This is a genomic window from Collinsella aerofaciens, from assembly GCF_040910245.1.
In the GTDB taxonomy this organism is placed as follows: Bacteria; Actinomycetota; Coriobacteriia; order Coriobacteriales; family Coriobacteriaceae; genus Collinsella.
Genome location: NZ_JBDGAY010000016.1, coordinates 20483 through 38557, shown reverse-complemented (window position 1 = coordinate 38557; position 18075 = coordinate 20483). Strand labels below are relative to the sequence as shown.

The 18075-nt window shown below is 60.7% G+C and carries 14 protein-coding genes and 1 tRNA gene; 5 read left to right on the top strand and 10 right to left on the bottom strand.

All coding sequences use genetic code 11. The features are described 5' to 3' along the window. Positions 1-2 precede the first annotated feature (2 nt). The 10 genes from wecB to AB5Z20_RS06715 form a co-directional block, all read right to left on the bottom strand. Positions 3-1184 carry a non-hydrolyzing UDP-N-acetylglucosamine 2-epimerase gene (gene wecB, locus AB5Z20_RS06760; RefSeq protein ID WP_368156741.1) on the bottom strand — a complete coding sequence of 394 codons (1182 nt, stop codon included), beginning with the start codon at positions 1182-1184 and terminating at the stop codon, positions 3-5. A gap of 4 nt (positions 1185-1188) precedes the next feature. Continuing rightward, complete coding sequence (locus AB5Z20_RS06755) at positions 1189-2406, bottom strand: polysaccharide biosynthesis C-terminal domain-containing protein (protein WP_368156740.1); 1218 nt, start codon at positions 2404-2406, stop codon at positions 1189-1191. 1 nt (position 2407) lies between these two features. Next, on the bottom strand, positions 2408-3466 hold the full coding sequence (locus AB5Z20_RS06750) for a polysaccharide biosynthesis protein (RefSeq protein WP_368156739.1): 1059 nt from the start codon (positions 3464-3466) through the stop codon (positions 2408-2410). Further along, positions 3467-4243: a WecB/TagA/CpsF family glycosyltransferase gene (locus AB5Z20_RS06745; RefSeq protein WP_368156738.1), complete on the bottom strand. Its 777-nt coding sequence runs from the start codon at positions 4241-4243 to the stop codon at positions 3467-3469. Further along, entirely contained in the window at positions 4243-4992 is a 750-nt protein-coding gene (locus AB5Z20_RS06740) for a sugar transferase (protein WP_368156737.1), read from the bottom strand. Before AB5Z20_RS06740 ends, AB5Z20_RS06745 begins: the two co-directional genes overlap by 1 nt. Positions 4993-5059: 67 nt before the next feature. Further along, positions 5060-5272: a KOW motif-containing protein gene (locus AB5Z20_RS06735; protein ID WP_368156736.1), complete on the bottom strand. Its 213-nt coding sequence runs from the start codon at positions 5270-5272 to the stop codon at positions 5060-5062. Continuing rightward, positions 5247-5606, bottom strand: a complete 360-nt coding sequence (locus AB5Z20_RS06730; RefSeq protein WP_368156735.1) for a transcription termination/antitermination NusG family protein — start codon at positions 5604-5606, stop codon at positions 5247-5249. Before AB5Z20_RS06730 ends, AB5Z20_RS06735 begins: the two co-directional genes overlap by 26 nt. An 855-nt stretch (positions 5607-6461) precedes the next feature. Continuing rightward, positions 6462-6537, bottom strand: a tRNA-Ala gene (locus AB5Z20_RS06725). A gap of 68 nt (positions 6538-6605) precedes the next feature. Continuing rightward, positions 6606-7277, bottom strand: coding sequence for a thiamine diphosphokinase (locus AB5Z20_RS06720; protein ID WP_368156734.1), 672 nt, complete (start codon positions 7275-7277; stop codon positions 6606-6608). 9 nt (positions 7278-7286) lie between these two features. After that, positions 7287-7976 carry an HAD family hydrolase gene (locus tag AB5Z20_RS06715; protein WP_368156733.1) on the bottom strand — a complete coding sequence of 230 codons (690 nt, stop codon included), beginning with the start codon at positions 7974-7976 and terminating at the stop codon, positions 7287-7289. A gap of 342 nt (positions 7977-8318) precedes the next feature. On the opposite strand from AB5Z20_RS06715, the gene glgB reads away from it, so the two are divergent. From glgB to glgA, 5 genes are all read left to right on the top strand, one after another. Next, a complete protein-coding gene (gene glgB, locus AB5Z20_RS06710; protein ID WP_368156732.1) occupies positions 8319-10589 on the top strand; it encodes a 1,4-alpha-glucan branching protein GlgB in 2271 nt (756 codons plus the stop codon). Positions 10590-10683: 94 nt separating this feature from the next. Then, positions 10684-13110, top strand: coding sequence for a glycogen/starch/alpha-glucan phosphorylase (locus AB5Z20_RS06705; RefSeq protein ID WP_368156731.1), 2427 nt, complete (start codon positions 10684-10686; stop codon positions 13108-13110). Between the two features lie 108 nt (positions 13111-13218). Next, entirely contained in the window at positions 13219-14367 is a 1149-nt protein-coding gene (locus tag AB5Z20_RS06700; RefSeq protein WP_035138263.1) for a glucose-1-phosphate adenylyltransferase, read from the top strand. 4 nt (positions 14368-14371) lie between these two features. Continuing rightward, a complete protein-coding gene (glgD, locus tag AB5Z20_RS06695) occupies positions 14372-15499 on the top strand; it encodes a glucose-1-phosphate adenylyltransferase subunit GlgD (RefSeq protein WP_117736345.1) in 1128 nt (375 codons plus the stop codon). Positions 15500-15589: 90 nt separating this feature from the next. Further along, positions 15590-17866, top strand: coding sequence for a glycogen synthase GlgA (gene glgA, locus AB5Z20_RS06690; protein WP_368156730.1), 2277 nt, complete (start codon positions 15590-15592; stop codon positions 17864-17866). Positions 17867-18075: the final 209 nt, after the last annotated feature.

Genomic DNA, 18075 nt, shown 5'->3' with positions numbered 1-18075 from the left:
GGCTAAGATTTCCTCCACACCATCTTGTTCACCACGCCGGTGTAGCTCTGGATGATCTTGACCACCTTTGTGGACACGGTCTCATCGGCGTAGTCGGGCACGGGAGCCTCGGGCAGCGATCCCTCCGCGTCGAGCTCGACGGCGGTGTGGACGGCCTGGAGCAGGCCGCGATCGCTGATGCCGGCCAGCGTGAAGCAGGCCTTGTCCAGGGCTTCTGGGCGCTCGGTGGAGGTGCGGATGCACACCGCCGGGAACGGGCGGCCGATACTGGCGAAGAAGCTGGACTCCTCGGGCAGGGTGCCGGAGTCGGAGACCACCGCGAAGGCGTTCATCTGCAGGCAGTTGTAGTCGTGGAAGCCCATGGGCTCGTGCATGCGCACGCGCGGGTCGAGCTTGAAGCCGGTGGCCTCCAGGCGCTTGCGGGAGCGCGGGTGGCAGGAGTACAGGATCGGCATGTCGTACTTCTCGGCCAGGGCGTTGATGGCGGTGAACAGGCTCGTGAAGTTCGCCTCGGTGTCGATATTCTCCTCGCGGTGGGCGGAAAGCAGCATGTAGCGCTTGGGCTCCAGGCCGAGCTCGGAGAGGACGTCGGAGGCCTCGATCTTTCCCAGGTTGGCGCGCAGGACCTCGGCCATGGGAGACCCCGTGACGTAGGTGCGCTCGGGGGCGCAGCCGGTGTCCTTCAGGTAGCGGCGGGCGTGCTCGGAGTAGGCCAGGTTGACGTCGGAGATCACGTCGACGATGCGGCGGTTGGTCTCCTCGGGCAGGCACTCGTCCTTGCAGCGGTTGCCGGCCTCCATGTGGAAGATGGGGATGTGCAGGCGCTTTGCCGCGATGGCGGACAGGCAGCTGTTGGTGTCGCCCAGGATCAGCAGCGCGTCGGGCTGGACCTGGACCATCAGCTTGTACGAGGCCGCGATGATGTTGCCCACGGTCTCGCCCAGGTCCGCGCCCACGGCGTCCAGGTAGACGTCCGGGTCGTCCAGCGACAGGTCGCGGAAGAAGATGCCGTTGAGCGTGTAGTCGTAGTTCTGGCCGGTGTGCGCCAGCAGGCAGTCGAAGTGGCGGCGGCACTTCTTGATGACCTCGGACAGGCGGATGACCTCGGGGCGGGTGCCCACGATGATCAGGAGCTTCAGGCGGCCGTCGTCTTTGAATTCGATATCGGAATAGTCCTTGCCCATGCGGCTAGACCTCCTCGTAGTAGGTGTCGGGGTTCTCGGGGTCGAAGGGCTCGTTGGCCCACATGACCGTCACGAGGTCCTCGGTGTCGGACAGGTTGGTGATGGAGTGCGTGTAGCCGGGAATCATCTCCACGGCCCGCATGTCGGAACCCGAGACGACATACTCGTCGACGGGGAACGGGTTGCCGTCGGCGTCCTCCCCCACCTTCCTGAGCTTGATCGACGCGGTGCCGGACACCACCAGAAACCTCTCCCACTTGCTCATGTGCCAGTGGTTGCCCTTGGTGATCCCGGGCCTGGACACGTTGATCGAGACCTGGCCGCGCTCGGGCGTGCGCAGGAACTCGGTGAACGAGCCGCGCGCGTCCACGTTGGGCTTGAGGCCATAGGAGAAGTTCCCCGGCTCGTAGTAGGACAGGAACGTGCTCCAGAGCTTCTTGGAGAAGGAGCCCTCGGTCAGGTCGGGCACCGAGAGCGTCTCGCGGCTATCTCGGAAGCCGTCGAGCAGGCAGACGATCACGCCCAGGGTCTTCACATCGGTCTCCGGGACGTAGCAGAACCCGTCACCGTCGACGCGCTCCAGCCCGTCGTATCCGCAGCGGTGCTCACGCCCCAGCAGCGCACCCAGCATCTCGTCGACCAGGTCGTCGATGTAGAGGAGCTCCAGCTCGACGGAGGGGTCGTTGACGGTGTAGGGGCGGCCGTTGGCGATGGCGTCGCAGAAGGTCGCCACGGCGGAGTTGTAGCGCGGGCGGCACCACTTGCCGTAGAGGTTGGGGAAGCGGTAGATGAGCACCGGCGCCCCGGTGCGCTCCGAGTACTCGCGGAACAGGCCCTCCCCCGCCAGCTTGGACTCGCCGTAGGCCGAGCCCTCGAAGCGGCCCGACAGGCTCGCCTGCGCGGAGCTGGAGAGCATGACGGGGCACCTGTTGCCGTGTCGCTCGAGCGTCTCGAGCAGCGTGGAGGCGAACCCGAAGTTGCCCTCCATGAACTCGGATTGCTCCTTTGGGCGGTTGACGCCGGCCAGGTTGAAGACGAAGTCGGCGCGGGAGCAGTAGTCCTCCAGCTCCCCGGGCGTCGAGTCGATGTCGTACTCCATGACCTCGAGGGGAAGGAGTGCCTGGTATTTGGCGCGGCGGTCCTTGCCGTCCCTTATGTTCTTCAGCGCGCAGCAGAGGTTCCTGCCGACGAAGCCCCTGGCGCCGGTGACGAGGACGCGCACCCTACTGCACCGCCTCGTGCTCGCGGCCCTCGAGTGCCAGCTGCACGTACTCGGCGGTCTTGATCTTGGCGATGGTGCCCTCCACGTCGAGCCTCTCGGTGTTGTGGGAGGTGTAGGACTCGTCGGCCTGGGTCTCCACCTCGCCGTCGACGACGAACTTGTCGTAGTTCAGGTCGCGCGAGTCGCAGGCCACGCGGTAGTAGCCGCCCATGTCCTCGGACCTCAGGCGCTCCTCGCGGGTCATGAGGGTCTCGTAGAGCTTCTCGCCGTGGCGGGTGCCGATGACCTGGGTGCCAACGCGGCCGAAGACCTCCTGCACGGCCTCGGCGAGGTCGCCGATCGTGGAGGCGGGGGCCTTCTGGATGAACAGGTCGCCGGGGTTGGCGTGCTCGAAGGCGAACTGCACCAGGTCGACGGCCTCATCGAGGTTCATGAGGAAGCGGGTCATGTTGGGGTCGGTGACCGTGAGCGGCTCGCCCTTGCGGATGCGGTCGATGAACAGCGGGATGACGCTGCCGCGCGAGCACATGACGTTGCCGTAGCGGGTGCAGCAGATGGTGGTGCGGCCGGCGCCGTTGCGGGCGTTGGCGTAGATGATGGACTCCATCATGGCCTTGGACTTGCCCATGGCGTTGATGGGGTAGGCGGCCTTGTCGGTGGACAGGCACACGACGCGGTCGACGCCCTCGTCGATGGCTGCGTGCAGGACGTTGTCCGTGCCGATGACGTTGGTTCGCACGGCCTCCATGGGGAAGAACTCGCAGGAGGGCACCTGCTTGAGGGCGGCGGCGTGGAAGATGTAGTCCACGCCGTGCATGGCGTCGCGCACGCTCTGGGCGTTGCGGACGTCGCCGATGAAGAAGCGAACCTTGGAGGCGAGCTCCGGGGACTTCTCCTGCAGGCGGTGGCGCATGTCGTCCTGCTTCTTCTCGTCACGCGAGAAGATACGGATCTCGGCCAGGTCGGTGTTCATGAAGTGCTTGAGCACGGTGTTGCCGAACGAGCCGGTGCCGCCCGTGATCATCAGGGTCTTGTCTTTAAAGGTGGTCGAATCGTTCATCTATTTGCCTTCCTTACGTTTGGCTTTTGTAAACTGGTAAAAGAGAAATTTCGTATTAGTTACGAGGTATCGTTTGAAAAGCCGCTTCGGCTCTTGAATAAGTCTGTATAGCCACTCGAGACTCAGGTTTTGCATCCACATCGGCGCCTCTGGCACCACGCCGGCGAGAACGTTGAACGCTCCGCCAACACCGATCATCAACGGTTGTGGCCCTCCCTTGAGCTCGTGCATAAGAACTTCTTGACGGGGCGCGCCAAGAGCAATCCATGCGAAGTCTGCATCCGAATCAGCGATACGTCGCGAAAGGTCTCGCTTCTCGCTGTCGGAGAGCGGTCGGAAAACCGAAGGCTCCATGCCAGCGATTTCCAGGCCTGGATATTCCTCTTGAAGTGAATTTTTGAGAGCGTCGAGATTCTTCTGCTCGTTACCGTAGAAGTAATGGCTCCATCCTTGCTGCAAGGAAATATTGAATATCTCTCGCATCAGATCGGGTCCAGTTACACGCCCCATAGACTCTATTGTTTTACGTCCGACGACAGATAAAGGCTTGCCGTCGGGAACGGACATGAGGGAATCAGCTTGGCAGGCCCAATAGGAAGGGTCGTCATGGGCCATAACCGAGGTATGAGCATTGGAAACGCAAATATATTCGCCATGTAGCTCATCTATATGGCGAGTGAGAAACTCGACACACTCAGACATATTGGTTCCCGTGATCGGAACATCGATTACGGGAACGCGCTTGAGCTCAACGAATTTAGAATAGTCCTGAAGCATTAGCACGCACCCTTACCGGTGATGACCTCGATCACCGTGAGGACAACGATCTTGAGGTCGGTAAAAATGCCCCGGTTGGCGATGTACTCCAGGTCTCGGCGGACCATGCCGTCGAACCCGGTCGAATTGCGCTCCGTCACCTGCCACCAGCCGGTGATCCCGGGCTTCACGGCCAGGCGCTGCAGGTCGTACTCGGTGTACTCCGCCACCTCGTTCGGCAGAGGCGGGCGCGGGCCGACGACGGACATCTGGCCCAGGAACACGTTCAGGAACTGCGGGAACTCGTCGATGGAGTGCTTGCGGATGAACCTGCCGATCTTGGTGACGCGCGGGTCGTCCCTCATCTTGAACATGGCGCCGGCGATCTCGTTCTGCCCCTTGAGCTCGACGAGGCGCTTGTCGGCGTCTTTGAACATGCTGCGGAACTTCCACATGCGGAAGGTGGAAAGGCTGCCGTCGCGGTGGGTCTGGCCCACGCGGATCTGGCTGTAGAACGGGTTGCCCTCGCTCTCCAGGCGGATGGCAGCGGCGAGCACAAGGCTGGGTATGGCGATGACGGCCAGCACGCAGCCGCTAAACACGATGTCGAAGGCGCGCTTGGCTGTGCGGTAGGCAAGGCGCGAGTTGTCCCAGTCCTTCACGGCCTGCATGGCCTTGTAGCGCATGCTCGAGTCGCCGCCGCTCATGGCTTGGGCAACCAGCGAGGCCCCTACCGGCGCTTCTACTGAATTTTCAGTTTTGTCTGACACTATTTCCTTCAAGTCAACGTCCCCGCCCCCGGGGATCCTCCCTGTCCCGTTAAACAGTCGCCTGCAGCTAGGCGATCGCCCTTTTTAGGTTTCGCATTACGCGCTGCTCGGTTGAAAGCACGGCGAGGCCAACGCGCGTAGTTACGCGTCGGCCGCACAGATCGAGCTCCAAATAAGCAGTGCTCTTGCGTCTGTTAATGGTTTTGATAAGGCCTTCGTGGCCCAGCAGCGGACCTGCCGTCACTATGACCCGGTCACCGTCTTTTAGGGCCTCGCTCATGGGCACTACGCGGTCCCCCCCTATGTGTAAAACTGCCGATGAGCTGGGCCTCTTCTTTTGCCAGCGGCACAAACTGACCGTCCTGGGATAACACCCGGGCAAAGTCGTCCATGCGCAGCAGATACTGTTGCACGGTACGGGGATCTGCCGTGTCGCAGATAAGATAACCGGGAAAGAGCGGCTTGGTCGTATTGACCCATTCGCCGTGTACCTTGATCTCGGTTTGATATTGGGGATAAAAGAGCTCCTGCATGGCGTCAGCCGGCACCATGCGCTCGATGCGCTCGCGCACAACGTCTTCGCGACCGTTAATGACCTGGATCACATACCACACGAGCACCACCCCCTTGCTGTCTTACGTGTGGCTCACGGGGTTTGGGTATGGCTTCGCCAGGGCGCTTGTGCGCGAAGGCGTTCCATATTCAAACCCTGAGCCCAGTTAGACAAGCACGTGGCTCTGCCCCACCGTGAACGGTATGTATGCGTGCAGTTGCTAGAGACGCGGACGTGTATCGCAAAAAGACCGCGTCCCCAGCTGGCTGCGTGCAGCCCAGTCAAGCGGGTACAAAACTGGACCGCACGCAAACAGCTGCAGGACTGCTGCGAATTGTCATGAAATATCGATTCAAAAGAACAACTTGCACATAGACAAGAACAAAACCATTCAATGCGATACGCATGACAACGCTATTGGAGCTCGTGGATTTTCTGGCACCGCCGTTACGGCCGGATGCTGATCGACCCTGTGCTTTGCGGCTTGTTGGAGCCATGAGCACAGTTGAACCCATGTAACGTTAGCTATCCTAGCACAGCAGGTGACCCATACGTTTTGGGGTGTGTTGAGCAACATATTGTTTATTTGCCGTGGTTAAGGGGGATATTGTGCCGTCTTGCACGCATTGCCGCAGGTTTATGGGGGTGTACGGGTTGGTGAATACTGCCTGAGTTGTATAGCTGGCGGCGTGAATTGCTCAAACTATTATGTTTGGCTAACAAACTTTGCACAAAACCGGGAAGGTAATTGCGCAACTTTTTGGGGTGTAGTTGTCGCAAATTTTGCGACAACTACTGCTGACGGCGAACTTGAACAGGAAAGCAATTTGCATATTTTGCAAAAATGCAGTTCAGACCACTTAATATCGTATGCAAATAAAAAAGGCCACTCGATTGAGTGGCCTTACATTCACGATGGTGGAGACGAGGGGGATCGAACCCCTGACCTCTTGACTGCCAGTCAAGCGCTCTCCCAGCTGAGCTACGCCCCCGTGACGAGGAGATACTATAGGAGAAGATCTTCGGGGATGCAAGAGGGAATTTTAGATTGATTTCCGCCTTACGGGTTTTCCTGGGACGGAGTAAAACCCTGATGCAGCAAATAACCGATCGCAACGCCTTGGTGAACTTGGATCTTGGCCGTTTTCCGGACGACGTTAGAGATGCCTGTGTCGGCTAACAGGCCCAGGGGGCTGTGGTCTAGTTCCCATTCTAGGCCGCACTCGCTTACCTCGGTGTTGGGAGCGATGGCGATGATGGAGAAGGTTTTGCCCTCGGCGCCCTCGATGGTCCAGGTCTCGTCTTGGTGCAGGATTCTGCCCGTCACTTCGTCTTCTTCGATCCAGACGGGGGCGTCCGCATAGCCTGCCAGTAGCCCTAACACAGACAGGGCCATGTCCGGGCGGCCGCCGGTGGCGCAGGTTGCCACCACTTCGGCACCCGGCCAGCGGCGGCAGATGGTGTCTAGGGCTAGCGCTAGATCAGTGTAGTCCTTGTAGGGGTTGTGGCGTTCTACTTCAAAATCGGCAGCGGCATCGACCAGAACACGTCCCTCATCGCTAACGGTGTCGGCGTCGCCCACGTAGACGTCGCAGCTCAGGCCAGCGCCCAACAGGGCGTCCAGGCCGCGGTCTACGGCTACGATGTGGTCGCACTCCCCTGCCAGCTGGCGAAGCAGATCCGCGCTCGCCACCACCGGCGAGCCGCAAACCACTAATACTTTACGAGCCATGGCCCTCGCCTAGCCCTCAAACGAAAGCACGCGGGCCAGGTCAAGGTCCTCATAGCTGTCGATAAAGATGTCGCAGTTGGCACGCACCTCGTCGCGCTCCATACGGCCGTGCGGGTCATAGATGCCCACGCGCTTAAAGCCTGCGGTGCCAGAGCTCTTTAGGCCAAAAACGGCATCCTCAAATACCCACGCGCGCTCAAACTTGTGCCCGTGGCGCTCTTCCAGGCGACGCAACGCCAACTCGTACACGTCGGGGAACTGCTTGGAGCGCCCCGCCTCGTCCGTCGTGGTAACAAACTCCATGTAAGCGTCGAGCCCGGCACCGGCGAGCGCGGGCTGCACCAGCTCGACCGGCGTGGACGTGGCAACGCACATGGCAATGCCCGCCGCCTTCGCCTGCTCCAAAAATGCCAGGAGCCCCTCGCGCGGCGGCACCTTGGAGTACCCATCAATCAAAATCTCGCCCAGCTCGCGATACAGCTCCTCGCCATTCGCGCCAACGCCCCAGGTGTCGTGGTAGGCCTGGCACTCGTCCTCCAGCGAAAGATGCTCAAACTGGGCAAAATCGTCGACCGTTACATCAACGCAATGACGACGCAATAACTCGGTCTGCGCATGGCCCCAGACGGGGGAGCTATTAACCAGTGTTCCGTCGCAATCGAAAATAAAAGCAACACTTGGAGCAGCGATGTGGTTCATAAACGAGCCTTTCGATGTCAAATGGTAAACAACCTGCTAAAAACGTTTTACCAAACGTTAGCCTAACAGTTTTGAAACCCTAATTGGTAAAACTGTCAAGAGTTTTACCACGGCAATTCTGCCAGTGGTATAAACATGTCGCTTACCGATTAAACGCCCCCGCAAATCCGCTTTCGTCCATCAAACTAACGCACAGGTGTTATCGTAGTTTCTGCCGAAAGTTCCACCGAGCACGCGAGGTGGAACGAATCATAGAACTATCGCCGTCCCTTCGATTCGTGCAGCCTTGGACCTTTCGCATCTAGTTCGCATCTAGTCACCAAGGCAACACGCTGCCGCGTCATGATGGGATCAAACGTGAGCGATACAAAGCTAAAGCCAGCAACCAAAAAGCCTGCTACCCGCAAAGCCGCCCCGCACGCACCGGAGCTCACCAAGGACGATGTCTACCTATTTGGCATCGGCACGTGGGAGCGCAGCTGGGAAAAGATGGGCGCGCACCCCGACACGCAGAACCGTACGCGCGGCTGGCGCTTTTGCGTTTGGGCGCCCGACGTAAAGAGCGTCCACGTCATTGGCGAATTTAACGACTGGGACGAGAAAGCCAACCCGCTGGTACCCATGCATACGAGCGCTATTTGGGAAGGCTTTATTCCTGACGCCGAGCAGGGCCAGCTCTATAAGTACCTTATCGAGACCAACGAGGGCGAAAAGCTCTACAAGGCCGATCCGTACGCCTTTAAGGCCGAGTGCCCTCCGGGTACCGCCAGCGTACTGTGGACCCTCGATGGCTACAAGTGGAACGACGCCGCGTGGCTCAAGCGCCGCGCCAGCCATAACCACATGTCTCAGCCGCTCAACATCTACGAGGTGCATATTGGCTCGTGGAAGCGCCACGGCGACGCGCCGCAGGGCAAGCCGGACGAGTACGGCAACTACCCCGGCCCCATGGATCCCTTCCCCGCGCAGCGCGGCGAGTTCTACACCTACGACGACCTGTCGGTAGAGCTCGTGGACTACGTGCGCGACATGGGCTACACGCATATCGAGGTCATGCCGCTTATGGAGCATCCCTTCGATGGCTCCTGGGGCTACCAGACGACCGGCTATTACGCCGCCACGTCGCGCTACGGCAGCCCGCAGCAGCTCATGCACTTTATCGATGCGTGCCACGAGGCGGGCATCGGCGTGATCATGGACTGGGTGCCCGGCGGTTTTTGCGCCGACTCCCACGGCCTTGCCACCTTTAACGGCCACATGCTGTTTGAGCACGAGATTCATCCCAACTGGGGCACGCACAAGTTCGACTTCGCCCGCGGCGAGGTCCGCTCCTTCTTGGTCTCCAACGTGCTGTACTGGCTCGAGAACTTCCACGTGGACGGCATCCGCATGGACGGCGTGTCCAGCATGCTGTACCTCAACTTTGGCATCGACGATCCGGGGCAAAAGAAGTTCAACAAGTACGGTACCGAGGAGGACCTGGACGCCAGCGCGTTTATCCGCCAGGTCAACTGCGCCGTGGAGGCCCACTTCCCCGACGTGATGATGATGGCCGAAGAGTCCACCGCGTGGCCGCTCGTGACCTATCCGCCGCAGGACGGCGGCCTGGGCTTCCACTACAAGTGGGACATGGGCTGGATGAACGACACCCTGCACTACATGCAGACCGATTTTCCATGGCGCCCCGGCAACCACGGCCTGCTCACGTTCTCCATCATGTATGCCTTTACCGAGAACTTTATCTGTCCGCTGAGCCACGACGAGGTCGTACACGGCAAGTGCTCGCTCATCGGCCGCATGCCGGGCGACTGGTGGCGCCAGTTTGCCGGTCTACGCACGCTGGCCTTCTACCAGATGACGCATCCCGGTGCCAAGCTCAACTTTATGGGCAACGAGATCGGCCAATTTATTGAGTGGCGCTACTACGAGTCCATTCAGTGGTTCCTGACCGAGGAGTACGAGACTCACAAGCATCATCAGGCGTTTATCAAGGCGCTCAACCACCTGTACACCGCCGAGCCCGCCCTGTACGAGCGCGGCTACACCGACGACGGCTTTACCTGGATCGACGCGGACAACTCCAAGCAGTCCATCGTGAGCTTTGTGCGCCAGGGCGAGGATATCGACGACGACCTGGTAATCCTGATCAACTTTGACCCGGCGAGCTACGAGAGCTTCCGTGTGGGCGTGCCGCGCGAGGGTGACTGGGAGGTCATCTTTGACTCCGATCGTCCCGAGTTTGGTGGCAGCGGCTATGCCGGCGAGGAGCCCTACACCTGCTCGAGCGAGCCCTATCCCTGGAACGGACAGATGGACTCCATTGAGATTAAGGTGCCCGGCCTGGCTGGCGTGGTGCTTAAGCGCCGCGGTCCCAGCAGCTACAAGCCGCCGGTGGTTGAGGAGCCCAAGAAGGCGACGCGCAAGCGCACGTCTTCGGTGAAGCCCAAGCCTGCGGCCGCCAAGAAGGCTCCTGTCAAGGCCAAGGCTACGGTCACCAAGGCCAAGACCGCCGCAAAGCCCGCTGCTAAGGCCGCAGCCAAGAAGCCGGCTGCCAAAAAGGGCGCTACCAAGGCAAAGTCTGCTTCTGTTAAGTCGTCTGCCAAGGATGCGTAACAAAGCCGTTACAGCTGTAATTACCCGCCCCGACGGGGCGTAGGATACAAGTCATAACCGTTCCGGGAGAAACATCCCCGGGGGAAAGGAACGTATGAATAAGATCTTCGACAACAAGCAGGAGTTTACCGAGCTCTATCGCGATGCCGTTATGAGCATCAGCGGCAAGAGCGTCGAGGCCGCCAGCGACCTCGACCGCTTTAACGCCCTGGCCAAGCTCGTGGCCGAGAAGGCACGCACCGTTGCCACCAAGAGCGACGCCCGCGCCACCGCCGAGGGCAAAAAGCGCGTGTACTACTTCTCGATCGAGTTTTTGATCGGCCGCCTGCTCGACAACTACCTGCTCAACTTTGGCGTGCGCGACATGGTCGCCGAGGCGCTCGACGACATGGGCTTCGACCTGTCCGTCATCGAGAACCAGGAGCCCGATCCGGCTCTGGGCAACGGCGGTCTGGGCCGTCTGGCAGCATGCTTCCTAGATTCCATGGCAGCCGAGGGCATCGCCGGCTACGGCAACGGCATGCGCTACCGCTACGGCCTGTTTAAGCAGGAGATCGTCAACGGCAGCCAGGTCGAGGCCACCGACGAGTGGCTCACCCACGGCTATCCCTGGGAGGTTCGCCGTCAGGACAAGGCCGTGACCATCAAGTTTGGTGGCCACGTGGAGGGCTTTGAGGAGAACGGCCGCACGTTCTACCGCACGGTGGACACGCAGGACATCCTGGCTGTCCCTTATGACATCCCCGTGGTGGGCTATGCCGGCGAGACCGTCAACAAGCTGCGTGTCTGGGCCGCCGAGCCGGTCGAGGAGCACTTTGACCTTGAGGCCTTCAACCGCGGCGATTACGCCCTGGCCGATGCCGAGCGCGCCGAGGCCGAGGCCATCAGCGCCATCCTCTACCCCAACGACGCCGGCGAGCATGGCCGCCTGCTGCGCCTGAAGCAGGAATACCTGTTTGTCTCGGCCGGCATCTACAGCCTGCTCGACACCTTTGAGAAGGAGCACGGCGAGAACTGGGAGCTGCTGCCGCAGTTTGTGGCCATCCACACCAACGACACCCACCCCGCTATGTGCGGCCCCGAGCTCATGCGCATCCTCATCGACGAGAAGAAACTCGAGTGGGATGACGCCTGGAATATCGTGACGCAGGTCGTGAGCTACACCAACCACACCATCCTGCCCGAGGCTCTGGAGAAGTGGCCCATCGGCACGTTCTCCAAGCTCCTCCCCCGCGTGTACCAGATCATCGACGAGATCAGCCGTCGTTGGCACGAGTCGTTCGACACCACGCAGGAGGGCTGGCAGGAGCGTCTGCGCCAGACCGCCATTCTGTGGGACGGCGAGATTCGCATGGCCAACCTGTCTGTAATCTGCAGCCACAGCGTCAACGGCGTTGCCAAGATCCACTCCGACATCATCAAGAACATCGTGCTCAAGGACTTCTATGCCCTGACGCCCGAGAAGTTCAACAACAAGACCAATGGCATCTCGCACCGTCGCTTCTTTGCCGAGGCCAACCCCACCTATGCCAAGCTCGTCACCGATGCCATTGGCGACGGCTGGCTCAAGGACGCCTTTGAGCTGGAGAAGCTCAAGGAGTATAAGGACGACACCGAGTTCCTGAAGGCTGTGGGTGCCTCCAAGCGCGCCAACAAGGAGCGCCTGGCCGCCTACGTCAAGGCCGAGACCGGTCTGGTCATCGACCCCAACACCGTCTTCGATGTTCAGGTTAAGCGCTTCCATGCCTACAAGCGCCAGCTCATGAACATCATGAAGGTGATGGACATCTACAACCGTCGCATCGCCGATCCCAACTTCCACGTGACGCCGACGACCTTCATCTTTAGCGGAAAGGCTGCCTCGAGCTACACCTTCGCCAAGGAGACCATCCGCCTCATTAACTCCGTGGCCGACGTCATCAACAACGATCCGCGCGTCAACGAGGTCATGAAGGTCTGCTTTATCCCCAACTTCCGCGTGAGCAACGCCCAGCTCATCTACCCCGCCGCCGAGATCTCGGAGCAGATTTCCACGGCCGGCAAGGAGGCCTCGGGCACGTCCAACATGAAGCTCATGATGAACGGCGCCATTACGCTGGGCACCCTCGACGGCGCCAACATCGAGATCGCCGACCTGGCCGGCCGCGAGAACGAGGCCATCTTTGGCCTGACCGCTCCCGAGGTCGAGCAGCTCTGGGCATCCAACAGCTACTTTGCGTGGGATACGCTCAACAACGATCGCGAGCGTCTGGGCCGCGTGATGGACGAGCTCAAGGACAACACCTTTGCGGGTCTTTCGGGCAACTTCGAGAGCATCTACAACGAGCTCATGAACAACAACGACCCCGATCTGGTCATGGCAGACTTCCGCAGCTACGTGGATGCGTGGGAGAAGCTCACCGGCAGCTATGGCGACCAGGAGACCTGGAACCGCAAGGCGCTGCTCAACACCGCCTCCTCCGGCTGGTTCTCGAGCGACCGCACCATTCGCGAGTACCGCGACGAGATCTGGCACGCGTAAAGGCGCGCGAGCTCCCTTATGCCAGCACGGCATTACTCGACGGGCGCGACCGAGCGCCGCGCCCGTCGCTAATGGGTTTAAGAACATCGATAACAGAAGGAGAAATCGATGAGTAAGAAAGAATGCATCGCGATGCTCCTCGCAGGAGGACAGGGCAGCCGATTGGGGGCACTCACCCAAAAGATCGCTAAGCCGGCGGTTAGCTTTGGTGGCAAGTTCCGCATTATCGACTTTTCGCTCTCCAACTGCTCCAACTCGGGCATCGACACGGTGGGCGTTCTGACGCAGTATCGCCCCTACCTGCTGCATGCCTATGTGGGCTCCGGCGAGGCATGGGATCTGGACAGCCGCGACGGCGGCGTGTCGATCCTGCCGCCGTACGAGACGCAGACCGGCGGCGCCTGGTATGCGGGCACGGCCGACGCCATTACGCAGAACCTCGACTACATCAAAGCCAACGACCCCAAGTACGTCCTGATTCTTTCGGGCGATCACCTGTATCGCATGGACTACCGCAAGATGCTCAAAACGCACATTGAGAACAACGCCGACCTCACGGTGAGCGTTATGCCCGTGCCGTGGGAGGAGGCCAGCCGCTTTGGCATCCTGACCACCGACCCCGAGGACGGCCGCATCACCAAGTTCACCGAGAAGCCCGAGAAGCCCGATTCGAACCTCGCGTCCATGGGCATCTACATCTTCTCGGCCGACGTACTGATCGAGGCGCTCGAGGAGGACGCTCTGGACCAGCGCTCGAGCCACGACTTTGGCAAGGACATCATCCCCAAGCTGCTCGGCGAGAACAAGCGCCTGTACAGCTACGAGTTCCACGGCTTTTGGAAGGACGTCGGCACCATCGCCAGCTTCCACGAGACCTCGATGGACCTGCTGGGCAACAACCCCGAGTTCGATCTGTTTGACAAGAACTTCCCCATCATGTCCAACATCACCACGCGTCCGCCGCACTACATTGGCCCGGACGGCCGCCTGGACGACTGCCTGGTCTCCAACGGCTGCAAGATCTACGGCACCGCTCGCCACTCAATCCTTTCGACCGATGTCATCATCGAGGAGCGCGCCGTGGTCGAGGACTCCGTGCTGCTGCCGGGTGCGCACGTTAAGAGCGGCGCGCACATCTGCCGCGCTATTTTGGGCGAGAACTCCACGGTCGAAGAGGGCGTGAAGCTCGGCTCTGTCGATACCACCAAGGATACGGCCGTCGTTGGAAATGACGTCGTTATCGGGAAGGGGGAATGATCCGATGATCAATCGCAAGGCCATCGGTTATATCACCGCTAACTACTCTTCGACCTACGGCAGCGTGCTGCTCAAGGACCGCCCCATCGCGTCCGTTCCGTTTTTGGGCCGCTACCGCCTGATCGACTTTCCGCTGTCCAACATGATGAATGCCGGCATCAAGACCGTCGGCGTCGTCATGCCGGGCAACTACCGCTCGCTGATCGACCACGTGGGCTCGGGCAAGGACTGGGGCCTGGACCGCAAGAAGGGCGGCCTGTTCATGGTGCCCGGCAACGCGTATGGCACCACCAAGGGCGGCATGCGCTTCCTGCTGCGCGACATCATCTCCAACAAGACGCTGTTCCAGCGCTCGGACAAGCCCTATGTCGTGATGATGGGCACCAACATCATCTTTAACATGGACCTCAACACCATCATCGACGCGCACGAGAACTCCGGCGCCCAGATGACCGTGGTGTACTGCAAGGCCACGCGCAACGTCGATGACGAGACCAAGCTCGAGATTAACGAGAACGGCCGCCTGACGGGCGTGAGCGCCGGCGTCGTGTACGGCGACAATGCCTCTATGGACTGCTGCATCGTCAACCGCGAGACGCTGCTCGAGATTATCGATCACTACCAGGCCGCCGACTATCTGGACCTGCTAGAGGCACTCCAGGGCGACTTTGGCAACATCGACGTGTGCAGCTATGAGTACAAGGGCGAGGTCGTGGGCGTGTTTAGCGAGAAGTCGCTCTATCGCCGCAGCATGGACCTGCTCGACCAGACCGTGGCCGACCAGCTCTTCGATCCCGAGCGCCCGATCCTGACCAAGGCCCATGACGTGCCGCCTTCGCGCTATGCGACCGGCAGCCACGCGTGCAACTCGATCATCTCGGCCGGCTGCATCATCAAGGGCACTGTGCGCAACTCGATCCTGTCGCGCGGCGTTGTGGTCGAGGAAGGCGCGTCGGTGACCAACTCGATCATCAACCAGAGCTGCATCATCAAGAGCGGAGCCCGCGTTGAGAATGCCATCCTGGACAAGAACAACGTGGTCCCCACCAACACCGAGCTTCGCGGCACGCCCGAGAACATCCTGGTGCTGGGCAAGGCTCCGTTAACTTCCGACACCACCATCGTACGTTAACGTAGGCACCGCAACATCGCTCGTAACATGTAGAATAGCCGCCCGGTTAGCGCCAGGCGGCTATTCTCGAATTGCAACATGGGAGACAATATGGCAGATTCCAGCAAAAAGATGCAGATCGTGTTTGCCTCGGCCGAGTGCGCACCGTTTGTTAAGACCGGTGGCCTGGGTGACGTGGCGGGCTCGCTGCCTGCGGCGCTCGTGCGCGCCGGCGCCGAAGTCATCGTGATGGTGCCCAAGTACGCCACCATCAAGGACGAGTACAAGGCGCAGATGGAGCACTTCTCCGACTTTTACGTGAGCCTGGGCTGGCGCAACGAGTACTGCGGGCTCGAGAAGCTCGAGCACGACGGCGTCACGTATATGTTCATCGACAACGAGCGCTACTTTGCGCGCGACTATCCGTACGGCTTCTTTGACGACGGCGAGCGTTTTGCGTTCTTCTCCAAGGCCATCACCGAGAGCCTGCAGCATCTGCCGGCCGGCTTTGAGTGCGACATCCTGCACTGCAACGACTGGCAGACGGCACTGGCGCCCGTGTTCTTGCGCGAGTTCTACCAGGGCCTGCCGCTGTACGACCGCGTCAAGACCGTGTTCTCGATCCACAACGTGGCGTTCCAGGGCCAGTTTAGCGACACCGTGATGGAGGACATCCTGGGCGTGGCGCATATTCCGGCGGCCGCCTCGCAGCTGCGTTGCGACGCCTGCAGCATCAACTACATGCTGGGCGCGCTGCGCTATGCCGATGCCATCACCACGGTGAGCCCCACCTATGCCAACGAGATCCAGACGCCCGAGTTTGGCGAGGGCCTGGACGGCGTGCTGCGCGAGCGCTCGTACGCGCTGCAGGGCATTTTGAACGGCATTGACGTGGCGGGCTTTGACCCGGCGACCGACAAGCGCATTGCCGCCAACTACACGGTTGATGACCGTTCCGGCAAGGCGGTGTGCAAGGCCAAGCTGCAGGAAGAGCTGGGGCTCGAGGTTCGCGACGACCGTCCGCTCATGGTGATGGTCACGCGCCTGACGCGTCAGAAGGGCCTGGACCTGGTCATGTACGCGCTCGACCGCATTTTGGCCGGAGGCGTGCAGGTGGCGGTGCTGGGCACCGGCGACCGCGACTACGAGGACGGACTGCGCTACTTCCAGGACAAGTACCCCGGCACCATGGCCGCACGCATCAAGTTCGATCCTGCGCTGTCGCAGCGTATGTATGCCGCCGCCGATATGTTCCTGATGCCCTCGAAGTTTGAGCCCTGTGGCCTGTCGCAGATCATCGCTATGCGCTACGGCACCCTGCCCATCGTTCGCGAGACCGGTGGTCTGAAGGATACTGTGCAGCCGTACAACGAGTTTACCGGCGAGGGCACGGGCTTCTCGTTTAGCAACTTTAACGGCGACGAAATGGGCGACGCGGTGTTCCGCGCGGCGCGCCTGTTCTGGGATAACCGCGAGGCCTGGAACCAGCTGGTCACGCAGGCCATGAGCCAGGACTTTAGCTGGACGCGCTCGGCCGACAAGTATCTGGACCTGTACTTCTTTATGCATCCGGAGATTGAGAGGCCGGCGGCGGTTGTCGACGAGCCCGTGGCTGTGGCTGAGCCCGAGCCCAAGGCCGAGCCGGTTGTTGAGGCACCCGCCGCTGTTGAGGAGCCCAAGGCTGAGGAGAAGCCCGCTGCGAAGCCTGCGGCAAAGAAGGCCACGACTCGCAAGACGACGGCCAAGAAGGCCACGACGACCAAGGCCGCTGCCACCAAGACAGCCGCAGCAAAGACGACTGCTGCCAAGGCAACGACGACGCGCAAGCGCACCACCGCAGCTGCCAAGAAGGCCGCCGAAGCCGAGACCCCCGAGGTAAAGGCCGAGACCGCCGAGGCCAAGCCGGCCGCTAAGGCTCCGGCCAAGACAGCAGCCAAGAAGACGACCGCGACCAAGAGCGCGACCAAGGCCACTGCCGCCAAGAAGGCTACTGCAACCAAGTCGACGACCGCCAAGGCTGCTACGACGAAGGCCGCCGCGAAGACGACCCCGAAGGCAGTCGCAAAGCCCGCCGTCAAGGTCGAGGAGACGTCCGCCGAGCCCAGGGCCGAGGCAACTGTCGAGGCAAAGCCGGCCGCCAAGACCACCACGCGCAAGCGCTCTACGACAACGGCCAAAAAGACCACGACCAAGACAGCCGCTCCCAAGGCGGAGGCTAAGGTTGAGGCCAAGCCCGCTACCGCCAAAGAGGAGCCCAAGGCCGAGGTAAAGGCCAAGCCCGAGCCCGCCAAGGAGATCCCGGTCTCCCCTGCCACTCCGGCAGAGGAAAAGGCTCCGACCAAGAAGACCTCCGTCCGCAAGGCAACGGCCACCCGCAAGCGCCGCTAGCCCACAGACGATCTAAAACCTAATCAAAACCCTAAACAAGGGGCGCTCCAACCGGGCGCCCCTTCTCTATAGATAGTTGGTAAAACGATTTTCTAGGACAACCGTTCGCCGATGGTAAACGGATGTTGTTTATACACCCTGTGTACAACAGATATACTTACAATTTGTGCGTAAAGCCCATGGCCCGCAGGCCGTGATTCTATTGAACT